Origin of the sequence: Paraburkholderia sp. SIMBA_030 (genome assembly GCF_046535245.1) — a bacterium.
GTDB lineage: Bacteria > Pseudomonadota > Gammaproteobacteria > Burkholderiales > Burkholderiaceae > Paraburkholderia.
On the sequence record NZ_JAWRXB010000011.1, the window covers coordinates 26,336 to 44,893 of the forward strand.

An 18,558-nucleotide genomic window follows, 5' to 3' on the forward strand; every position below is an offset into this window, starting at 1 on the left:
CTGATGATGTGCAAAAGATAAGGCGTGTCGCAAAGAAGGGACAATACTAAAAAACGATGGATCGAGCAGATCCACCAATAGCTCGATCAGGACACCCTTCGCCCCTCCCGACGGAAGGTTGCGGGAGAGCATCCGACGATGCGGCTGAACGCGGTGCTAAACGCGCTGTCGGACAGATAACCGATCGAGAGACCGATATCGTTGACCGAGCGATCGCTGTTTAGCAACGCATCCTTGGCAACCGCGATACGCCAGTTGGAAAGATAAGTTGCGGGGGCCTGGCCCACGCATTCGGAGAAGCGGCGCGCAAACACCGCCCGTGACATGCCGACCTGCTTCGCGAGTATTTCCACGGTCCAATGATACGCAACATCGGCGTGCATTTTTTGCAGCGACATCGCGATCTGTGGGTCGGCCATACCGCTAAGCCACCCGGTTCGTTGCCCTTCGATTTGCAGCATCGGACGGCGTAAAACCTCGACCAGCATGATTTCCACCAACCGGCCCATGACGAGTTCACGACCCGCCAATTGACAAAGCGACTCTTCGCCGATCAATTCGACAATACGGGTCAAGCGTCCCGCTTCTTCATCGGAGGATCGGAGGTAAAGGAGATCCGGCAGCAGACTCGCGAGGAGTTCGGTGTGCTCAGGTTCGACCTGGAAATAGCCGCCGATGAGTCTGACTTCCTCACCACCTTCACCGTCGTTCCATCGGACATAGTCTGTTTGCCCGGCGTCGGCGGCGAGTGCGGTCACTGTCGGCATGACGTCCAACCCGCTGCCGAGGCTGTAGCGAGATGACGCGTTCAGCATCACGTAGTCACCTTGCTTCATTAGCAAAGGGGGACCTTTAGGCGGAACGAAACAGCAGTGTCCCGTAACAACGAGGCAAAAAACCGGTTCGTCACGTTGAGGGACGCTCATTCCCCATCGCCCGTGCTCTTCGAGCGTGCGCCATAACACCGACTGGGGACGCATCAGTCGGACGATATCGGTCAACAGGTCCACTTGAGACGACCCACAAATAATTGTCGAATATTGATTATGGTCGTCTGCTAGCGCTCTGCCAGCGTGTCTCCGTTAGCGCATTATGACGGCGCGAATGGCATCGCCACACGCGCCGACGTCTCGATCGACAAATTGATAGCGTCTGCGAACCGACGCAACGCATCGACTGATCCGCACACGCTCTGATACTCCTCGCGCCCTATCCGCCCATCGAGAACGGCCTGCAAACCCGATGCTCGTGCTAATTCGACCACGTCCATGACGGCTCCTTCCAATCAGCCGGCAAACCGCTGTAGGGCCATTGCGGGACCCTCGACGTGAGGCGGAAATACGCACCACGAGCCGTCACTATGCCGGAAAAAGAAGACTGACAACACGTCTGATGAACGCCTGACCTCGACGCGCACGCAGCGCGTGGAGTGCGTTCGCCGGGAATTCAACCGGACGACCCGAGCGGGTGAAGCCGCAGTAGGTTGAAGCCACTTTTCAACTAACCAACGCAATGATGTGCTGCCGCTGTCCATGCCAAACTCCGCACTCCTCGATTGCAACGATCAGGATCCAGACTTACCACCCGAAACCAAGCTTTTGGTCCGTTGACCAAATACTAGTGGTCGCCTGACTGATTATCAAGAAACACGACGCTAGCATTTACCCTTAATGTAGCTGATATTTCGGGTCTCCCTTATTAGGGTAAGGGCCGCATGTTATACACTTGACCAATAGTCGCAGCAACTGAACGGTTGCGGCCTTCGGGTTCTACCGAAGCGTGCAGGCAACGGCACGGGACAGCTCGCGGCCGACTGGACTCAACCCATCGAGTGTCACAAATGAAAGACATATCCCTAAGTTCCGCGGAACTTGGCGGACGCGATCCGCAGTCACCCGTGCGGCAGCGCGGCAACCGGTCAACGCGTGTCCCTGAAATTCTTGAGGCTGCAATCCGCGTGTTTGCGTCCGAGGGAAACGTCGGATTCACGCAACGACGCGTAGCAGCCGAAGCGCAAATTCGTCTTGGCACTCTGCAGCATTACTTCGGGAGTCGGGACGCGTTGCTGCTAGCCACCATAGAAGAAGTTGCCCGACGATATCTGGAACAATACCGTTCGCTCTCCAGCGATCCGGCACTATCGCCTGGAGCGCGACTGGAAGCGGTGCTGGACGACGTATTCGACGCATTGACCGACAGCAACAATGTCGTCAGCCCCTTTGCGTTCGAATGCTGGTGCCTCGCGGAACATCAACCCGCTGTGCGTGAATTGATGGTCAAGGTGAGCAAGGAATTTCAGGCGTTGTTCAGCGGGCTGGTGGCACAGATCAATAGAGCGTTGCCTGCCGATGAATGCCGTCTGCGAGGCGCACTGCTCTATTCGCATTGGGAAGGCCTGATCGTATTTTTGCGGCGCTCGGGCTCCATTGGTTTCGACGCTGCGGCATTCCGCACCGCAACTAAAGTCGTATGGAAGGCGATGAGCGTCGCGCCCCAATAAGGCTTCGCGCCTGCCAGTTTCGGGAATTCCGTCCATACGTTAATTCGATCACTTGAACATATAAAGCTATTGGCGCGCCTCCAGAATAAGTGGTCAACTCGGGCTATGTCCCAAGTTGAAAACGGAGTAGCAAGATGAGGCTGATGGCATGAGAGTTCTGGTCGCTATCAAGCGGGTGGTCGACTATAACGTCAAGGTTCGCGTCAAGGCGGACAACAGTGGCGTGGACCTCGCGAACGTCAAGATGTCCATGAACCCCTTCTGCGAGATCGCGGTGGAAGAGGCCGTGCGACTCAAGGAAAAAGGAATCGCAACCGAAGTTGTAGTGGTCTCAATCGGCCCAAGTCAGGCCCAGGAGCAGTTACGCACGGCCCTCGCGCTTGGCGCCGATCGCGCGATTCTGATCGAGAGCGATGAAGCGCTCAGCTCGCTCGCGGTGGCACGACTGCTCAAGGCCATTGTCGACAAGGAACAACCGCGCATCACGATCCTGGGAAAGCAGGCTATCGACAGCGACAACAATCAGACCGGTCAAATGCTGGCCGCACTGACCGGCTACGCTCAAGGCACGTTCGCATCGAAGCTCGATGTTATGGGCGAAAAGATCAATGTCACTCGAGAGATCGACGGCGGGCTGCAGACGGTTGCGCTCAATCTCCCGGCAATCGTCACCGCCGACCTGCGGCTGAATGAACCGCGTTATACGACCTTGCCCAGCATCATGAAGGCGAAGAAGAAGCCACTCGAGGTGATCAGCGCAGACTCGCTTGGCGTGTCGACTGCCTCGAGCGTGAAGACCCTCAAAGTCGAAGCGCCGGCAATGCGCGGCGCGGGCGTCACGGTCGCCTCCGTCACGGAACTGGTCGAAAAGCTCAAGCACGAAGCGAGGGTGATCTAATGGCCATCCTTGTCATTGCCGAGCACAACACTTGTGCTTTCGGCGCTGCCACACTGAACACGGTTTCCGCCGCACGCAAGATCGGGGGCGATATCGCCGTGCTGGTCGCGGGTCAGAACGTCGGCGCAGTTGCGCAGGCCGCAGCGAAGATCGAAGGCGTGTCCAAAGTTCTAATCGCCGACAAAGACGCCTACGCGCACCAATTGCCGGAAAACATTGCGCCTTTGATTGCGGGAATTGCGTCCGCGTACAGCCATGTGCTCGCGGCCGCCACCACCCATGGCAAGAACATCTTGCCACGCGTTGCCGCGTTGCTGGATACCGATCAGATCTCCGAGATCATCGAGGTGATGAGTGCAGATACTTTCAGGCGTCCAATCTACGCCGGCAACGCTATCGCAACGATCCAGTCCTCCGCTGCAATCAAACTGATCACCGTGCGCGGCACTGCTTTCGACGCAGCGAACGCGATGCAAGACCCAGCCCCTATCGAGCAGGTCGCAGGTTCAGGCGACTCGGGTCTGTCGGTCCTTCTCGACGAGCAGCTTGCAGCGAGCGATCGCCCTGATTTGACGACCGCAAAAGTTGTCGTGTCCGGCGGTCGCGGCATGCAGAGCGGCGAGAACTTCGGTTTGCTTCACCCTCTCGCGGACAAACTCGGCGCAGCGGTCGGCGCGTCGCGGGCAGCAGTCGACGCGGGCTTCGCACCAAACGACATGCAAGTCGGCCAGACCGGAAAAATCGTCGCGCCGCAGCTTTATATTGCCGTCGGCATTTCAGGAGCAATCCAGCATCTGGCGGGCATGAAAGACTCCCGAATCATTGTTGCAATCAATAAGGACGCGGACGCTCCCATTTTTCAGGTGGCGGACTATGGCCTTGTGGCGGACCTTTTCGAAGTCCTGCCCGAACTGCAAAGCGCCGTTTAAACGAAGCCGTTCGACCAGCACACAACTATCTGACAAAGGAGCGAGACATGACGAGCCTCACGCAAAAACTTGCCGATTTCGTGGTGAAAACACGCTTTGACGATCTGCCACCGCCCGTTGTCGCCGAAAGCAAACGACTCCTCCTTGACACGTTGGGGTGTGCGCTAGGAGCGCTCGGCACGGACAGCGGACGGATTGCCCTCGAATATGTCGGTACCCTTGGGGGCAATCCAGACGCGACTGTTCTCGGAAAAACGCAACGCAGTTCGGTCACCGCTGCTGCATACGCCAATGCGCGCCTGGCCAATGTGCTGGATGCGGACGATACCTTTCCGACCTCGACGCATTTTGGCAACGCGACGGTCTTTTCTGCGTTGGCGCTTGCCGAGCTATATCAACGCAGTGGACGCGACTTGCTGACAGCCATCGCGGTCGGTTTCGATGTCGGCGCGCGGATCGGCAGCTGGATGGGAGCGCCAATGCAGATCGAGAACGGTAAGGTGATCGGCTGGAACGAACTGGGCGGCCCGGCAGCGACCATCACCTGGGCCGCCATCGGCGCCTCGACGAACATCGGCGGCCTCGATGGGAACGAGGCCAACCACGCTTTCGGGATCGGTGGAAGTAACTCCCCGCAGCCGACATTACGAAAGTGGGCGGAATCCGTCGAGCAGCCTATGTACAAATATGCCGACGCCGGCTGGTGTGCCGAGACCGGCGTGTCGGCAGCGCTGCTCGCACGATTGGGCAGTACAGGCTTCAAGGACATCCTCGATGGATCAAACGCCTTCTGGAAGTTCTACGGTTCCCCTACGCACGATGACGAAGCGCTAATGGCCGGCCTCGGTAGTGACTGGCAAATTCTCAACACCACCTACAAACCTTGGCCATGCTGCCGCTGGATTCATCACCCGCTCACCGCCTTTACCCAGTTGCGCGCACGACATGAGCTTCGGCCACACGAAATCGAGCGGGTCGTGGTGCGGGCCAATCCTTTTGCCCTGACCTCCATCTTCCGCGAGCAGCAGCCAGGCGATCCTCTCAGCGCGGAATTCAGCCACGCTCATGCAGTCGCCGCAGTTGCGTACGACGTGCCGGCCGGCCCGCGCTGGTATGATGAAAAAACGATGAGCGACGAGCGCATTGCCGCTTTCCGCAAACGAGTCGAAGTCATGCCGGAGCCGACATCGTCGAACATTGGGGAGTGGATGACAGGTGGTCAATGGCGCGGCGTGCCGGGTGGCGTCGACATACATGCGCGTGGACAGATTTTCAGCGCCACCGCCGATCATTCTCAAGGCGATCCGTGGACGCCGGCAACGCGGTTCTCCGATGAACAGATCTACAGCAAGTTCAACGTGATGATCGGTCTCGACCAACACGGCGAGGGAGCACCGGCGCTCGCAAGCGTGGCGAAGAAAATCATCGAAGTCGTCATGACGCTCGATGAAGGTCCGATCGGTCGGCTAACAGATAGCCTGACAACGCTGGCTCGCTCGCTGCCTGACCCGATCCGTTAAAAATCACCGGACGACCGCACACGCCCGATGGCATCGCCAGCAGCAGTGCGCTGGCATTGCGCTGCGCATTGGCCGGGCGGTTAGGCGATCAGAAACGGCACGAGAACAAGGGGCATACCGAGGGCAACCGGTAAGCCAGTTGTCCAGCCACTTCACCCGGTATCGCCGATTTGCTCATCCAACTGCCGCGATCCTGATCGGTTCGCCAATGGCGGGCCCGACGCAATACACCAGTTCGGCTTCGAGCACGGGGGCGTCGCTGAGGTCGCACTCCATCCTGCAGGCCAGCACCCAATGGCCACGATCGCCGGTCATGTTGACGGTTTTGACGGCCACATTGAGGCGCACGCTCGAATCGACCGGGACGGTTCCAAGAAAGCGCAGCCGGTCAATGCCATGAACGATATTCATGCCGATGTCTTCGAGGACAAACACGTCGTGCAGCAACGGTACGATCAGGCTCAGGATCAGCGTATTCTGCGCGACAGGTTTGCCGAAAGGCCCGCGTCTGGCACGTGCCTCATCGACGGATATCCAGTCCCAGTCGTCGGTCGCCGACGCGAAGGCATTGATCATGTCCTGACTCACTTCGACCCAGCTGCTCTTGCCGAGATGGAAGCCCGAGTAAGCCTTGATCCCTTCGATACCTCTTAGCAGTATCGGCACGTTGCTCTCCCGTGAAAGCCGGCGTGAGTGCCTTGCTTCATTCGCCAGACTGGCAGGTCGCGAGTCTTTCGTCATTGCCTTCGCCGAGACGCGGCGCCGGCTTGCCGGGCTTCAGCAGATGACCATTGAAACGAGCCGGGTAACGGATTGCACGAGCAGTGCCGCCCGGCGTCTGTAACTCCGAATAGAGTTCGTTGTGAATCACCTGCGGGTCGCTGAAATGCGCATGAGGTTCGTTGACGGGTCCTGCCGGCACATCGAGTTCACGAAAACGCTCGAGCCACTCGGCGGTGGTCTTCAGCTTCAGTGGAGCAGCCACGCGTTCAAAAAACGTGTGAGTCATCTGCTTGCGATCCTTGATCTGCTTGAGCTCGTCCTTCCACTCCGGATGGCCGATCGCGTCGAGCGTGCGGCTGAGCTGCTTGCCCGATACCGGCGACAGCACCATATAACCGTCGCGCGTCGCCAGCACGGGCTGCGGCGCAAGCGTCGCGGCAGCCGTGTCGTCGACGAAGGTCTGGTTGTGGAACATGTCGGGAAAGTTGTAGTACGCGATGATGTCGAGCATTGAAGTTTCCAGATGCACAGCCTGCTGCGACCGGTCGCGCGAAATCAATCCGGACAGCGCCATCTGCGCGGCGAATACCGCCGCGACCTTGTCGGCGAGAAACGTATTGGTCGCGCGCGGTTCCCCGCCAGCGGCCTCGTAGCTCAATAGTCCCGTGCGGCCCTGAATCAACGCGTCGAATGCGGGTTCTTTTGCAAGTACACCGTCCGGCCCATAGCCGGTAATAGAGAGCTGGACAATGCGCGGATTCAACGCACTCACCTGATCGAAACTCAGACCCAACGAAGCCGACACATGGGGCCGCCAGTTTTCGATGTAGATGTCGGCTTCTTTCAGAAGCGTCTTGAACTTCGCCAGATCCCCCGGCGACTTCAGATCCAGTACCACGCTATCCTTGCCGCGATTGGAATTGGTCCACACGGTACCGACACCTTCCCAGCTGTGACCAAAATTGCGGTACGGATCGCCGGACGGCGGCTCGACCTTGATCACGTGCGCACCGAGATCGGACAGCATCTGCGCGCAGAACGGGCCGGAAATATAACTACACGCTTCGACCACTTTGACGCCTTCGAGCGGACGACGAAAGTCACGAGCCGCGCCGGCCGTGTTGGAGGTGGACGCAGATGTCATGAATGCAGCTCCCTTGTACGAAGATTATTTAACGCGATGCTCTCGCGCAGACGGGCTAGCGCGAGAACGGTATCGAGTATCGGTGTGCGCAGATCGGCGAGTTCGCGAACGGCGTCCAGTGAACGTTGTAGCGGTTCCAGTTCGAGCGGGCGTCCCGCTTCGAGGTCCTGCAACATGGACATCTTGTGATGCGGCGCACTGAGCGTTAGTGCGATCCGCTTGTCGGGATCCGGGCCGACATCGAGTCCGATTGCTGCTGCGAGCGCGTCGGCCTCACGCATCATCGTCCTGACGATGGACACGGCGTTCGCGGCGTCGCGTATTTCTCCGAGTGTTCCCTGCGTCAGCATCGCCACCGGATTCCAGCACAGGCTATTCACGAACTTCACCCAGATTGCCGCGCGAATGTTGTCGTTGACCTTCGCCGGAATACCGCTCGCGCCCAGCAATTCGCTCAGGCGGCTGGCACGCTCCGAGTGGCGGCCGTCCAGTTCGCCTATCGGGCAGCCGGCTTTCGCGCCGTCCTGCGATACGACGCCAGGCGCGACCACGTGCGCGCCGATCCAGTACACACAGCCCAGTACCTGCGCCGGGGGAATGGCATTCCATTGCCGTGCGCCGGGATCGAGCACGGGCATCTGACGGTCAGGGAAGAAGTAATAAGGAATACCGGTGGTGGGCGGCAGCACTACAGTGTGCGAATCCATCAGCGAACGGATCTGGTCGAGCGCATCGTCGACCTGATGTGTTTTCAACGTGACAAAAACATAGTCCTGTACGCCGAGTTCTCGCGCATCCTCAACGGCATTCACGCGCACCGTGAAGTCCTCCGACGCGGTAATGACACGCAGTCCGTGTGTACGAATTGCGTCGAGTGTCTTGCCGCGCGCCACCACGCTGACCTCGCACCGTCCCGCGCGAGCGAGATGCCCGGCGATATATCCGCCGATCGCACCGCCTCCGAAAACACACACCTTCAGCATAGGTCTCTCTCTTGCAACTCATGGATACGGCTTGGCGCCGGCGCCTTCAACTACAAGACGCGGATAACGCCATACGATGAGCAGAAGATACGGTGCCGTCAGGTGATTGGGGAAATACTAAAAAACGATGATTCGAGCGTATCGGGGTATAGCTGACTCGGGCCGTGACAGTACCGGCGTCGGTCGCGAATCACGCCGCCGCGGCTTTCGATACACCGCATCTTCCGATTCCGCGACGCGCGAGAGCCGGCGAACAGAACGCAGATGAAATGGCGGCGTGTACGGAGGCATCCGTCTGACGATAGCGCCCCCACTTCAATTGAGACGATCCGTAAAGTTAAAGAGATGATTGGTTATGGAACATCTCGCGTCGTTTCGATAACGTGTGGAAACACGAACCGGCAACGCGTGTACATCCAGCGGTGCACCGGACAAAAAATGCCTGCGGAAGGCACGAAGAAACGGAGACATTGCATGAGCAAACTCACGAACAGAGTGGTGATCGTCACTGGCGCAGCGCAAGGCATGGGCCGGGCGATCGCGATCGAAGCTGCCCGTCAGGGCGCCGCATGGGTCACTCTGGCCGATCTGCAGGAAGACAAAGGCGTGGCGGCAGCCGAAGCGGTCAAGGACGCTGGCGCAAAATCCCTGTTCATCAAAACCGATTTGTCGAAAAGCGATTCAATCCGCCACATGATCGAAGAGACAGCCGCTCAGGCGGGCGGCATCGACGTGCTGGTGAATAACGCGGGTGTCACCGACGACGGCCTCACCGGCCGCGCGCCGACGATCGAAGATCTGCCGGAAGAAGTCTGGGACGCCGTGATGAACGTCAATCTCAAGGCGATGTGGCTGGCGGCGAAATTCGCCGCGCCCTATCTGCGCAAATCCACACGCAGCCCCGCCATCGTCAACGGCGCGTCGGTCGCGAGCACGGTGGCGTATCCGGGTTTGCCCGCGTACGCGGCCAGCAAGGGCGGCGTCGTGATGCTGACGAAAGCCGTCGCGCTCGATCTCGCCGACGCGGGTATTCGTTGCAATGCCTACGTGCCCGGCGCGATCGACACGCCGATGCTCAGCCGCAGCCTCGCCCACGCACCTGATCAGGAGAAGGCACGTGCGCGCCTGTGGGGCACGCATCTGATCAAGCGGCTGGGCCAGCCGGAAGAAGTTGCCCGTCTCGTGTGCTTCCTCGCGTCGGACGAGGCCTCCTTCTCGACCGGCAGCACCTTCGGCGTCGACGCCGGCACGCTCGCGTGGCGCGGCGCGCACTAACGCGACCCGAACGCGAATTCACGATGAACATCGCCTACTGGCTGCGACTGGTCAGCCTGGCGCTTTACATGACAGATCCAGGTCGCGTGGCATTCGACCCTGCGCTGGTGGGCGAATATGCGGCCGCTGAACCGGCCGCCCGTTGCTCCGGGCGTTAGCGCCACGACCTCAATACAGGAGTGTGGATATGAACATGCGCCAACTTCAATACTTCCTTGCAGTGGCTGCCGAACTGAATTTCACCCGCGCGTCCGAGCGCGTGAACATTGCGCAGCCCGCGTTGAGCGCACAAATCATTTCACTCGAAGACGAACTCGGCACCGCGCTCTTCACGCGGGAAAAGCGCAAGGTGCTGTTGACACCGGCTGGCGAGATTCTTGTCGAACACGCTCAACGCGTGCTCAATACGGCATCGGCCGCTATCGCCGCGGTGCGCGCGTCGGGACGCGGCGCACGGGCGCATCTGATTGTCGGGTCCATCTATACCGCGATCTACTGCTTTCTGCCGAACACGCTGCGCCTGTTCAAATCGCTTGCACCGGACTCCGATGTCAGTTTGCAGGAGATGACCATCTCCCAGCAGATTGCGGCACTCAAGGAAGGCGCGATCGAAGTCGGCCTGGTACGCGGCCATGTGTACGACCACAACATCGTCACCGAGCTGCTTTATCGCGAGTTGCTGGTGGTCGCGGTGCCGGCCGGCAGCGAATACGACGTACCAGGTCCGGTCAATCTGCGCGACCTCGCAAACTGGCCGTTGATTGCGGTAGCGCGCGGCACAGCGACAGAGCGCGGCTATGGCGACCGCATCCTCGACATCTTCGAAGATGAAAACCTGAAGCCGACGATCGCCAAGGAAGCGCACGACATGCACACGTCCGCCTGTCTCGTGGCAGCGGGCGTCGGCGTCGCGGTCGTGCCGGCCGTCATGCAGTTGATGCAACCGCTCGGTGTCGCATACCGACCATTGAACGCGGATACGCCGGGCGTGTCGTTGTCGCTTGCATGGCATAAGGATCGCGTGCCGCCTTTGCTCGGTGCATGGCGTGAGGCAGCGCGTGCGAACGCAGCGCAACTGACCGCTCGGCATCCGCAGTATTTCCTCGATACGTCGCGTCCGGATCTGATCGAGCAGGCCGCCTGACTCAGTGTTCCTCATCGAGCCAACGCTCAAGCGCTTCACTGTGTTGGCCGAGTAACGGCGCGGCTTCCACGTCTTTCCAAGCCGCACCGTGAAAGCGAACCGGCGCCCGCATCTCCAGATAGTCGCCCTCCGTCGCGTGCGTTTTGCGCCTGAAGAACCCGACGGCCTGCAAATGCGGATCGTCAAATACATCGTTTAGCCCTTTGACTTCGGCGGCGGGAATATCGTGTTCCGCAAGCAGTTCAAGCCAGTATCGTAGCGGCTTGCTGGCCACGATCCGCGCCAGTTCCGTCTGCATCCGGTCCAGCGCGTTGAAACGCTCGCGTGCGGTCGTGAGTCCTTCTCGTTGCAAGAAACCCGCGTGATCGGTGATCTCGAAGAAACGCACCCAGCGTGCGTCGGTGTACGGCGCGATCGACAGATAGCCGTCCACGCATTTCACCGGCTGACGCAACGGGTCAAGCTGTCGCGGATAACCGGCGGGATCGTTGGGTGGGACGAAAGCGCGCCCATACAGATGATCCTGCAGCAGGAAATGGGTGAAGCTCTCGAACATGGGCACCTCCACCTCTTGTCCCAATCCGGTCCGCTCCCGATGAAACAGCGCGCCGAGTACCGCGTACGTCGCATGCAAGCCGGCGACCTTGTCGGCCATCGCCATCGGCAGAAAACGGGGCACAGGATTGCCGTCGGTACGCGGCAGGAGGCTGGCCGCGCCAGACGCGGCCTGGATGATATCGTCGTACGCCGGCTTACCGGCGAGCGGTCCGCCTTCGCCGAACCCCGAGCAATGCACGTAGACGAGATCGGGGCGGATCGCTCTCGCTGCTTCGTAGTTCAAGCCCAACCGGTCGATCGCATCGCTGCGCAGGTTGTGAATGAATACATCGCATCGTTTCAACAGGCGACGCAGCGCGGCCATTCCACGTGGTGTCTTCAGGTCCCAGACCACCGAACGTTTCCCGCGATTCAGCGTCATATGCGCCGGCCCCATGCCGCGCGTCGCCGCCGGGCGTCCCACGCGCCGGATTTCGTCGCCGGTGGACGGTTCGATCTTGATCACGTCGGCGCCCATTTCAGCGAGCGTTGCCGTGCAATATGGGCCGAAGATTACCGAGGTCATATCGAGTATCCGGATGCCGTCGAGTATCGGAGCAGCCTTCGTCATGGTTTTTGCCGTGTGCCCTTTTCGTGCGTGCTTTCGTGCGCGTTCACGTTGTCACCGCAGCGGCGAGCAACGACTTGAGATCGAACGTGATGTCCGCTGCCTGGGCGCGCGACGGACTGATCCGCCGCTGCAACATGCGCCGCGCGGCCATGTGGTCCGCCGGACGGTTGAACGATTCAACCGCGGTAAGTCGGTCATGACGGTAACGGAATACCGAGAATGCCCCAGTCGAAGGATCTCCACGTAACACGCTCGCGTCGAGCCGGCGCGCAACACCGGCCATCTGCAGCCGCATGCCGCCCTGATCGCTCCAGAACACCGGCACCTGATCGTAGCGTGGCGCGTCGGCAGTACCTACGATGCGACGCGCGACATAGCAGGCCTGGTCAACTGCGTTCTGCACCGACTCGAGTCGCAGCCGGTCGCCGCCGTCGAACGCATACGGGAATGCCGCGCAGTCGCCGATCGCAAAGATCGACGGATCGGAGGTTCGCAATTGTTCGTCGACGATGAAGCCGTTATAGATATCGAGTCCGCACGCCAGGCCAAGTTCGCTGTTCGGCACGACACCGATCGCAACCAGCACGAGATCGGCGTCAAGCTGGCTGCCGTCAGCGAACTTTACCGCGCTGACATGGCCATCTTTCGCACAGAAAGCATCGACGCGCGCATTGAATGAAAACTTCAGACCCGCCGTGCGATGATGCCGCAGACACGCCTGCGACATCTCGACCGAAATAGCGCGCTGCATCACCCGATCAACCGACTCGACAACATGCACGTCGCAACCTTGCGCGATCGCGACGCTTGCCACTTCAAGCCCGAGAAAGCCAGCACCGATCACCACGACACGACGCGAACCGCGTAATTTCGACGTAAGCGCCGCTGCATCGGCGACGGTACGCAACGAGATCACCCCTTGAATCGGTTCGCTCAACGCAGGCAGTGGCCGGTTACGCGCACCTGTTGCGAGAATCAGATGGTCGTAACCCAGCATTCTTCCCGAAGACAGCTTCACGCGCTTGAGACGCCGTTCAATTGAGTCGACATGCGTGTCGACCGACCGCTCGATGCGCTGTTCGTCGAACCACTGTGCCGTTTCCAGATGCAACTCTTCATCCGCGATATTGCCGGACAGGTACGACTTGGACAGCGGCGGTCTCTGATATGGCAAGCACGGTTCATTGCCGAGCAAATGAATCGCACCATCGTACCCCTCGGCGCGCAACGCGCTCGCTGCCTGCACACCGGCCTGGCCCGCACCGACGATCACAATCGAACGCGCAATCGTACTCACAGGCCGGCCTCCTGCGCAGTGGAATCGTCGGCGATCTTCTCCACCTTGATTGCTTTCGACGGACATTTTCGCGACGCTCCGAGTACTTTTTCGTAGAGCGCCTCGTCCGGCGACGTCTGCAACAATTTGACGACACCATCTTCGTCGCGCTGGTCGAATACCTCGCTCGACGACAACACGCACAATCCCGCGCCTACGCACACGTCCTGATTTACGGACACCCGCAGTTTGAAGCCGCTATTCGACATGTCTGACTCCTCCGTCCGGACGCACCGGATCAATTGATATTCACCACGTCACCGGCAGGGATTCGAGTCCCTGCACGAAGTGATCGCCCTTACCTTTGATCTGTTCCTGCGGAACGGCAAACCGCAGTGTTGGAATCCGCTGGAACAGCGTGGCGAACACCACTTGCAGTTCGACGCGCGCAAGCGGCTGACCGAGACACTGATGAATGCCGTAACTGAACGCCACGTGATGATCGGCCTTGCGCGTGATGTCGAATTTCTCCGGGTTCTCGAACGCGTTTGCATCGTGATTCGCGCCCGAAATCAGCGCAACCACGCCCTCGCCCTTGCGGACCAGCTGGCCCGCGACTTCGACATCCTCCAGCGCAACGCGGAACGCGTTGTAGTGGACGATGGTATGAAACCGCAGCATTTCCTCGACGGCGCCACGCAGCAACGAAGGATCGTTGCGCAAAAGTTCCAGCTGGTCCGGGTTGGTCAGAAAGCTGTGCACACCCAGCGCCATCTGGTTTGCTGTCGTTTCGTGGCCGGCCATCAGCAGCAGTTCGGCCATGATCACGAGTTCACGATGCGTCAGATGGCCCGGGCGCACCTGCTCTACGATCAACCGGCTCAACAGATCTTCACGACTGTCGGCATCTTTTGCGCGCTCGGTAATCAGCTTGTCAAGATAGGTGAGGATGCGGTCCGACGCCGCCTTAGGGATTGCCGGGTCGACGTCGAGCAGCACCTTCAGGCGGCTTTGCTCCTGAAAGAAGCCGTGATCCTTGCCGGGTACGTCGAGCAGCCCCGCGATGACTTCGGACGTCAACGGGAGAAACAGATCTTCCACCAGATTCGCGGGCGGCCCTTTCTTGAGCAGCTCGTCGAGCAGGCGGTCGAAGATCGACTCGATACGCGGGCGCATCGCACTCACGCGTTTGATCATGAACTCCTTGGTCAGCATGCGCCGGAAGCGGCCATGCTCGGGCGGGTCCATACGGATGAAAGCCGGCTCAAGATCGAGCACCGCGTTTCTTGCGGGGGACAGGCTCGGAAAACCCGTAACGTGTGGGTCGCCGCTAAAACGGTTATCGCCCAGCACCGCCCGCACGTCGTCGTAACGCGTGAAGAGCCACGCGTCCTTGCCGTCCCACATCTGTACCTTGGTTGGACCCGGTTGTTGCTGAAAATCCCGGTACTCCTGCGGCGGAAGAAACGGACATTGTCGTGGCATTGGAAATGCCGGCTTGCTGAAAGGACATCCAGACATGGTTCCTCCGTCACATTGATCAGTGAGAGCGTCTTTTCCAGAGGAAAATCACAGTCCGCCGTTGACATCGAGCGTCGCGCCCGTCACATAGCGCGCATCGTCGCTGACGAGAAAGCCCACCGCCGAAGCAATTTCTTCCGGCTCAGCCGCGCGTTGCAGACCCGAGCTTGCGATCAGTCTGTCGCGCACCTCTTTCGGCACCTTCTCGCCCATTGCAGTATTGATCGTGCCCGGCGAAACGGCCGCGACACGGATACCATGCGGTCCCAGCGGTTTCGCGAGACTCTTCGTGAGATTCACCACCGCTGCCTTCGAGCCGCCGTAGTCGGTCACGCCGCTGCCAAGCGTCGCGACGATGGACGCCAGATTGACGATCACACCACCGCCGCCCGCTTTGACGAGACGCTTCGCCACTTCCTGGCTCAGGAAGAACGGCGCGCGCGTGTTGACGCCGTAAGTGAAGTCGTAATCGGAAGGCGCAATGTCGAAGAACGTCTTGCCGTGCCAGACACCCGCGTTATTCACCAGCACGCGAATCGTGCCGTACTCTGCATCGATCGCCGCGACCGACGCAGTGATCTGCTCGTAATCAGTCACATCGCACTTGCGATACGCGTATTCGCCTTTGCCCGAATCGGCAATGTCCATCCCCACGACGGTATAACCCCGTGCCGTCAGGTCCTTGCAAATCGCCTGCCCGGTCAGTCCATTGGAACCCGTGACCACTGCAACCTTGTTCGTCATGCGTCACCTCTTCTCACGATATAGTTTTGGAAGGATTTTCTGTGTCGGTGCTTTGCGCGTTTGTTCTGCAAAGCCTCAGACTCAAGATTCGACTCAAATCGCGGTCGGGTCCAATACTGTTTTACGAGATCGTGAGACCGATTTCTTATGGTTTGGAGCGGGCGCGGACAACGTGGCAGATCAGCGCCTGAGTACGCGTCCGGACTGCTCGCGATCCCAGCAATCCGCCGTCACGCCTTCGTTGCGAAGCCGATATTTTTCGACACGCTCGCTCGGCGTTTTGGGCAACGTCGCACGGAAGGCGACATAGCGCGGTATCGCAAAGTAAGCGAGCCGCGGCTCGCACCAGTCCATCAGCTCGGCTTCCGTCACGACATGTCCGGGTTTGAGCACGATCACGGCCTTCACGTCATCTTCGCCGAGTTCTGACGGCACGCCTACCACACACGATTCGACCACTGCTGGATGCGCGCTGATCACGGCCTCCACCTCGAACGACGAAATGTTCTCGCCGCGCCGTCTGAGCGCCTGCTTCTTGCGATCGACGAAGAAGAAATAGCCGTCCTCGTCCTGCGTCGCCAGATCGCCGGTATGAATCCACAGATTACGGAACAACTCCAGCGTTGCGTCCGGGTTCCTGTAGTAGCCTGTCGTGCCCAGATGCGGACGTTGTGGACGCGCGACGAGTTCGCCCACCTGCCCTGGTGGCACGGCATTGTCGTGATCGTCGACCAGTTGCACGTCGTAGCCAGTACCTGCTTTACCGCACGATCCGGGTTTGCGTGCATCGAATGGATTGACCAGAGCACTACTGCATTCGGTCATGCCATACAGTTCCAGCAGACGCGTGTTGAACCGCTTCTCGAATGCATGCCAGAGATGCTTGGGTGCGGCCGCGCCAACCATCAATCGCAGCGGGTTGTCGGCGTCTTCAACTGAAGCCTGCTGCTTCATCAGAATCGACACCATCCCGCCGATATATTTCGCCGACGTGCATCCCCATCGCCGGCAGTCATCGAGCATGCGGCTGGCGGAAAAGCGTTCGACCAGCACCGCCTTCGCACCGGTCAGAATCGCGGGGCCAGTCGTGCCATGTGCGCTCGTATGGAAAAACGGCAAGCCCGTGTACAACACATCGTCTTCCGTATAACGTGCATAGCGCACCGCCTCCGACCATATCTCGTACCAGTAGTGATGGCTCATCATCACGCCTTTCGACAGCCCCGTCGTGCCGGACGTGTACGAAATGGTCGCGAGACTTCTGAAGTCGACAGTGATGTCGGGCGTAGTTTCAGGGCGGGTGAGCAGATCGTCGAAGCGCAGGTTCTCAATGCCCGGCCACGCATCGAGCCGAACCGCGTGCTGATCGGTGACGACAATCGAATGACGCAGCTTCGGCAACTGATCGGAAATTGCGCCCAGCGCCGCGAAAAAGTCCTCCTCGGCAACGAGTGCGACGCAGTCGGCCTGATCGATCTGATACGCGAGGCCCGCGCCTTTGAGTGCGATATTGATCGGCACGCAAACCGCACCGATTCTGTTCAGCGCAAACCACGCGAGTAGAAACTCGGCGCGATTCGACAGCATCAGCGCGACCTTGTCTTCTGGCCGGATGTCGAGTGCGATAAAGCCGTTCGCGACACGGTTCACAAACAGATTCAACTGCTCGTACGAGATCACCCGATCGCGGAATTGAAACACCTCACGGTAAGGCTGCCGACGCGCCTTATCTTCAATGATCCGACCAATCACGCGCTCCGCCTGCGGGTATTCCTGCATTTTCCAGCTTGCCCACTTGCGATCGGCACGCTCGAATTTATCGTCCCATTGGCCCATACGCTTCATTCCTTTGATGATTCGCACGTCGATCATGACGTTCGCGCAGTAGCCCTTCCTGCATGGCCGTGCTGACGAGCAAGCCGTTCTGATAGAGCGCGCCGCGTCCGAGACCGCGATTGTTGGTGGCGCTCGGACCTTGCAGGTCGTAGTAGAACCAGCGATCCGGACGAATGGGCGCATGAAACCACATCGCGTGGTCGAGACTTGCCGCCTGCATGGTTCTATCCAGCGAGCCGCAACCGCGCGGCCGCATCGCGGTGTTCATCAGATCGAGATCGCACACGTACGCAAGCAACGCCTGACATAGCAGCGGATCATCGCCGCACGGCTCCCTCAATCGACACCAGATGCCATTGACGGGCGGCAAAGGTCCAGGGTCTAGCCACGCGCGCCAGCGTTCGCTGCGTCGCTCGAAAAGCCGCATGATTAGCGGCACATGCGATCGGCAGTTTTCAAGCAGATGGAGCTGACCTGCATAGAACGCGTCTTCGGACTGCATCTGCTCGGGTGGCGCGACCTCCGGCATCGCGTCAAACCGCTGATACTCGCCCTCCGGCGCCTGAAACGATGCGGCGCCACTGAAGATCGGCAGATCGTCCTGCAACGCGAGCAAACGCCGTGTGCTGAAGTTCCGCCCTTCGCGGATGGGCTGCACGTCGAACGTGATTGGTTTTGTCACGTCGCCCGGTTGCAGGAAATAGCCCTGCAGCGAATGCAATCGATGCGGTTCACGCACCGTTTGCCCCATCGCCATGACCGACTGGGCCAGCATCTGACCGCCGTAAATGCGTCGCGCGCCGTCGAGCGGTGACCAGCCGGTAAAGCGCGTACTGGTCTCCCGTCTGACCTGCAATACGTCGATCAATCCGCTTACCGTCAGCGTCATGAGTGTGT

At 59.7% G+C, this 18,558-nt stretch carries 19 protein-coding genes and 1 pseudogene; 8 read left to right on the forward strand and 12 right to left on the reverse strand.

Features of this window, described 5'->3' with window-relative positions:
* Window positions 1-86: 86 nt before the first annotated feature.
* Together SB772_RS19680 and SB772_RS19685 are read right to left on the reverse strand one after the other, a co-directional pair.
* Complete coding sequence (locus SB772_RS19680; RefSeq protein ID WP_410834886.1) at window positions 87-1,010, reverse strand: helix-turn-helix domain-containing protein; 924 nt, start codon at window positions 1,008-1,010, stop codon at window positions 87-89.
* 80 nt (window positions 1,011-1,090) lie between these two features.
* Entirely contained in the window at window positions 1,091-1,270 is a 180-nt protein-coding gene (locus tag SB772_RS19685) for a hypothetical protein (RefSeq protein WP_410834887.1), read from the reverse strand.
* A gap of 570 nt (window positions 1,271-1,840) precedes the next feature.
* Between SB772_RS19685 and SB772_RS19690 the strand changes: the two are divergent.
* From SB772_RS19690 to SB772_RS19710, 5 genes and pseudogenes are all read left to right on the forward strand, one after another.
* Window positions 1,841-2,062: pseudogene (locus SB772_RS19690) on the forward strand (TetR family transcriptional regulator); the annotation flags it as partial.
* On the forward strand, window positions 2,063-2,500 hold the full coding sequence (locus SB772_RS19695; protein WP_410835125.1) for a hypothetical protein: 438 nt from the start codon (window positions 2,063-2,065) through the stop codon (window positions 2,498-2,500). It begins immediately after the preceding pseudogene.
* A gap of 148 nt (window positions 2,501-2,648) precedes the next feature.
* Window positions 2,649-3,398 carry an electron transfer flavoprotein subunit beta/FixA family protein gene (locus tag SB772_RS19700; RefSeq protein ID WP_410834888.1) on the forward strand — a complete coding sequence of 250 codons (750 nt, stop codon included), beginning with the start codon at window positions 2,649-2,651 and terminating at the stop codon, window positions 3,396-3,398.
* Window positions 3,398-4,327 carry an electron transfer flavoprotein subunit alpha/FixB family protein gene (locus SB772_RS19705; protein ID WP_410834889.1) on the forward strand — a complete coding sequence of 310 codons (930 nt, stop codon included), beginning with the start codon at window positions 3,398-3,400 and terminating at the stop codon, window positions 4,325-4,327. Before SB772_RS19700 ends, SB772_RS19705 begins: the two co-directional genes overlap by 1 nt.
* A 47-nt stretch (window positions 4,328-4,374) precedes the next feature.
* Window positions 4,375-5,847, forward strand: coding sequence for an MmgE/PrpD family protein (locus SB772_RS19710; RefSeq protein WP_410834890.1), 1,473 nt, complete (start codon window positions 4,375-4,377; stop codon window positions 5,845-5,847).
* A gap of 174 nt (window positions 5,848-6,021) precedes the next feature.
* Here the strand turns inward: SB772_RS19710 and SB772_RS19715 are convergent, their stop codons facing one another.
* From SB772_RS19715 to SB772_RS19725, 3 genes are read right to left on the reverse strand one after another with little or no spacing between them, the layout of a single operon-like run.
* On the reverse strand, window positions 6,022-6,513 hold the full coding sequence (locus tag SB772_RS19715; protein WP_410834891.1) for a MaoC/PaaZ C-terminal domain-containing protein: 492 nt from the start codon (window positions 6,511-6,513) through the stop codon (window positions 6,022-6,024).
* A 37-nt stretch (window positions 6,514-6,550) separates the two neighbouring features.
* A complete protein-coding gene (locus SB772_RS19720) occupies window positions 6,551-7,714 on the reverse strand; it encodes a CaiB/BaiF CoA transferase family protein (protein ID WP_410834892.1) in 1,164 nt (387 codons plus the stop codon).
* Window positions 7,711-8,697: a ketopantoate reductase family protein gene (locus tag SB772_RS19725; RefSeq protein ID WP_410834893.1), complete on the reverse strand. Its 987-nt coding sequence runs from the start codon at window positions 8,695-8,697 to the stop codon at window positions 7,711-7,713. The genes SB772_RS19720 and SB772_RS19725 overlap by 4 nt, the downstream gene beginning before the upstream one ends.
* A gap of 474 nt (window positions 8,698-9,171) precedes the next feature.
* Between SB772_RS19725 and SB772_RS19730 the strand changes: the two genes are divergently transcribed.
* From SB772_RS19730 to SB772_RS19740, 3 genes are read left to right on the forward strand one after another with little or no spacing between them, the layout of a single operon-like run.
* Window positions 9,172-9,972: an SDR family NAD(P)-dependent oxidoreductase gene (locus SB772_RS19730; RefSeq protein ID WP_410834894.1), complete on the forward strand. Its 801-nt coding sequence runs from the start codon at window positions 9,172-9,174 to the stop codon at window positions 9,970-9,972.
* Between the two features lie 23 nt (window positions 9,973-9,995).
* Window positions 9,996-10,130 (forward strand): hypothetical protein, encoded by a 135-nt coding sequence (locus SB772_RS19735; RefSeq protein WP_410834895.1) that lies wholly within the window; start codon window positions 9,996-9,998, stop codon window positions 10,128-10,130.
* 29 nt (window positions 10,131-10,159) lie between these two features.
* Window positions 10,160-11,116: a LysR substrate-binding domain-containing protein gene (locus tag SB772_RS19740; protein WP_410834896.1), complete on the forward strand. Its 957-nt coding sequence runs from the start codon at window positions 10,160-10,162 to the stop codon at window positions 11,114-11,116.
* Between the two features lies 1 nt (window position 11,117).
* Here the strand turns inward: SB772_RS19740 and SB772_RS19745 are convergent, their stop codons facing one another.
* The 7 genes from SB772_RS19745 to SB772_RS19775 all read right to left on the reverse strand — a co-directional run bounded on the left by SB772_RS19745 (window position 11,118) and on the right by SB772_RS19775 (window position 18,550).
* Window positions 11,118-12,284, reverse strand: a complete 1,167-nt coding sequence (locus SB772_RS19745) for a CaiB/BaiF CoA transferase family protein (RefSeq protein WP_410834897.1) — start codon at window positions 12,282-12,284, stop codon at window positions 11,118-11,120.
* A gap of 43 nt (window positions 12,285-12,327) precedes the next feature.
* Window positions 12,328-13,581 (reverse strand): NAD(P)/FAD-dependent oxidoreductase, encoded by a 1,254-nt coding sequence (locus SB772_RS19750; RefSeq protein ID WP_410834898.1) that lies wholly within the window; start codon window positions 13,579-13,581, stop codon window positions 12,328-12,330.
* Window positions 13,578-13,829 carry a ferredoxin gene (locus SB772_RS19755; RefSeq protein ID WP_410834899.1) on the reverse strand — a complete coding sequence of 84 codons (252 nt, stop codon included), beginning with the start codon at window positions 13,827-13,829 and terminating at the stop codon, window positions 13,578-13,580. The genes SB772_RS19750 and SB772_RS19755 overlap by 4 nt, the downstream gene beginning before the upstream one ends.
* A gap of 40 nt (window positions 13,830-13,869) precedes the next feature.
* Complete coding sequence (locus SB772_RS19760; RefSeq protein ID WP_410834900.1) at window positions 13,870-15,045, reverse strand: cytochrome P450; 1,176 nt, start codon at window positions 15,043-15,045, stop codon at window positions 13,870-13,872.
* 84 nt (window positions 15,046-15,129) lie between these two features.
* Window positions 15,130-15,825: an SDR family NAD(P)-dependent oxidoreductase gene (locus SB772_RS19765; RefSeq protein ID WP_410834901.1), complete on the reverse strand. Its 696-nt coding sequence runs from the start codon at window positions 15,823-15,825 to the stop codon at window positions 15,130-15,132.
* A 180-nt stretch (window positions 15,826-16,005) separates the two neighbouring features.
* The gene (locus tag SB772_RS19770) at window positions 16,006-17,661 is read right to left on the reverse strand and encodes an AMP-binding protein (RefSeq protein WP_410834902.1); all 1,656 of its coding nucleotides are present in this window, start codon (window positions 17,659-17,661) and stop codon (window positions 16,006-16,008) included.
* Window positions 17,642-18,550 (reverse strand): acyl-CoA thioesterase, encoded by a 909-nt coding sequence (locus tag SB772_RS19775; protein WP_410834903.1) that lies wholly within the window; start codon window positions 18,548-18,550, stop codon window positions 17,642-17,644. The genes SB772_RS19770 and SB772_RS19775 overlap by 20 nt, the downstream gene beginning before the upstream one ends.
* Between the last annotated feature and the right edge of the window lie 8 nt (window positions 18,551-18,558).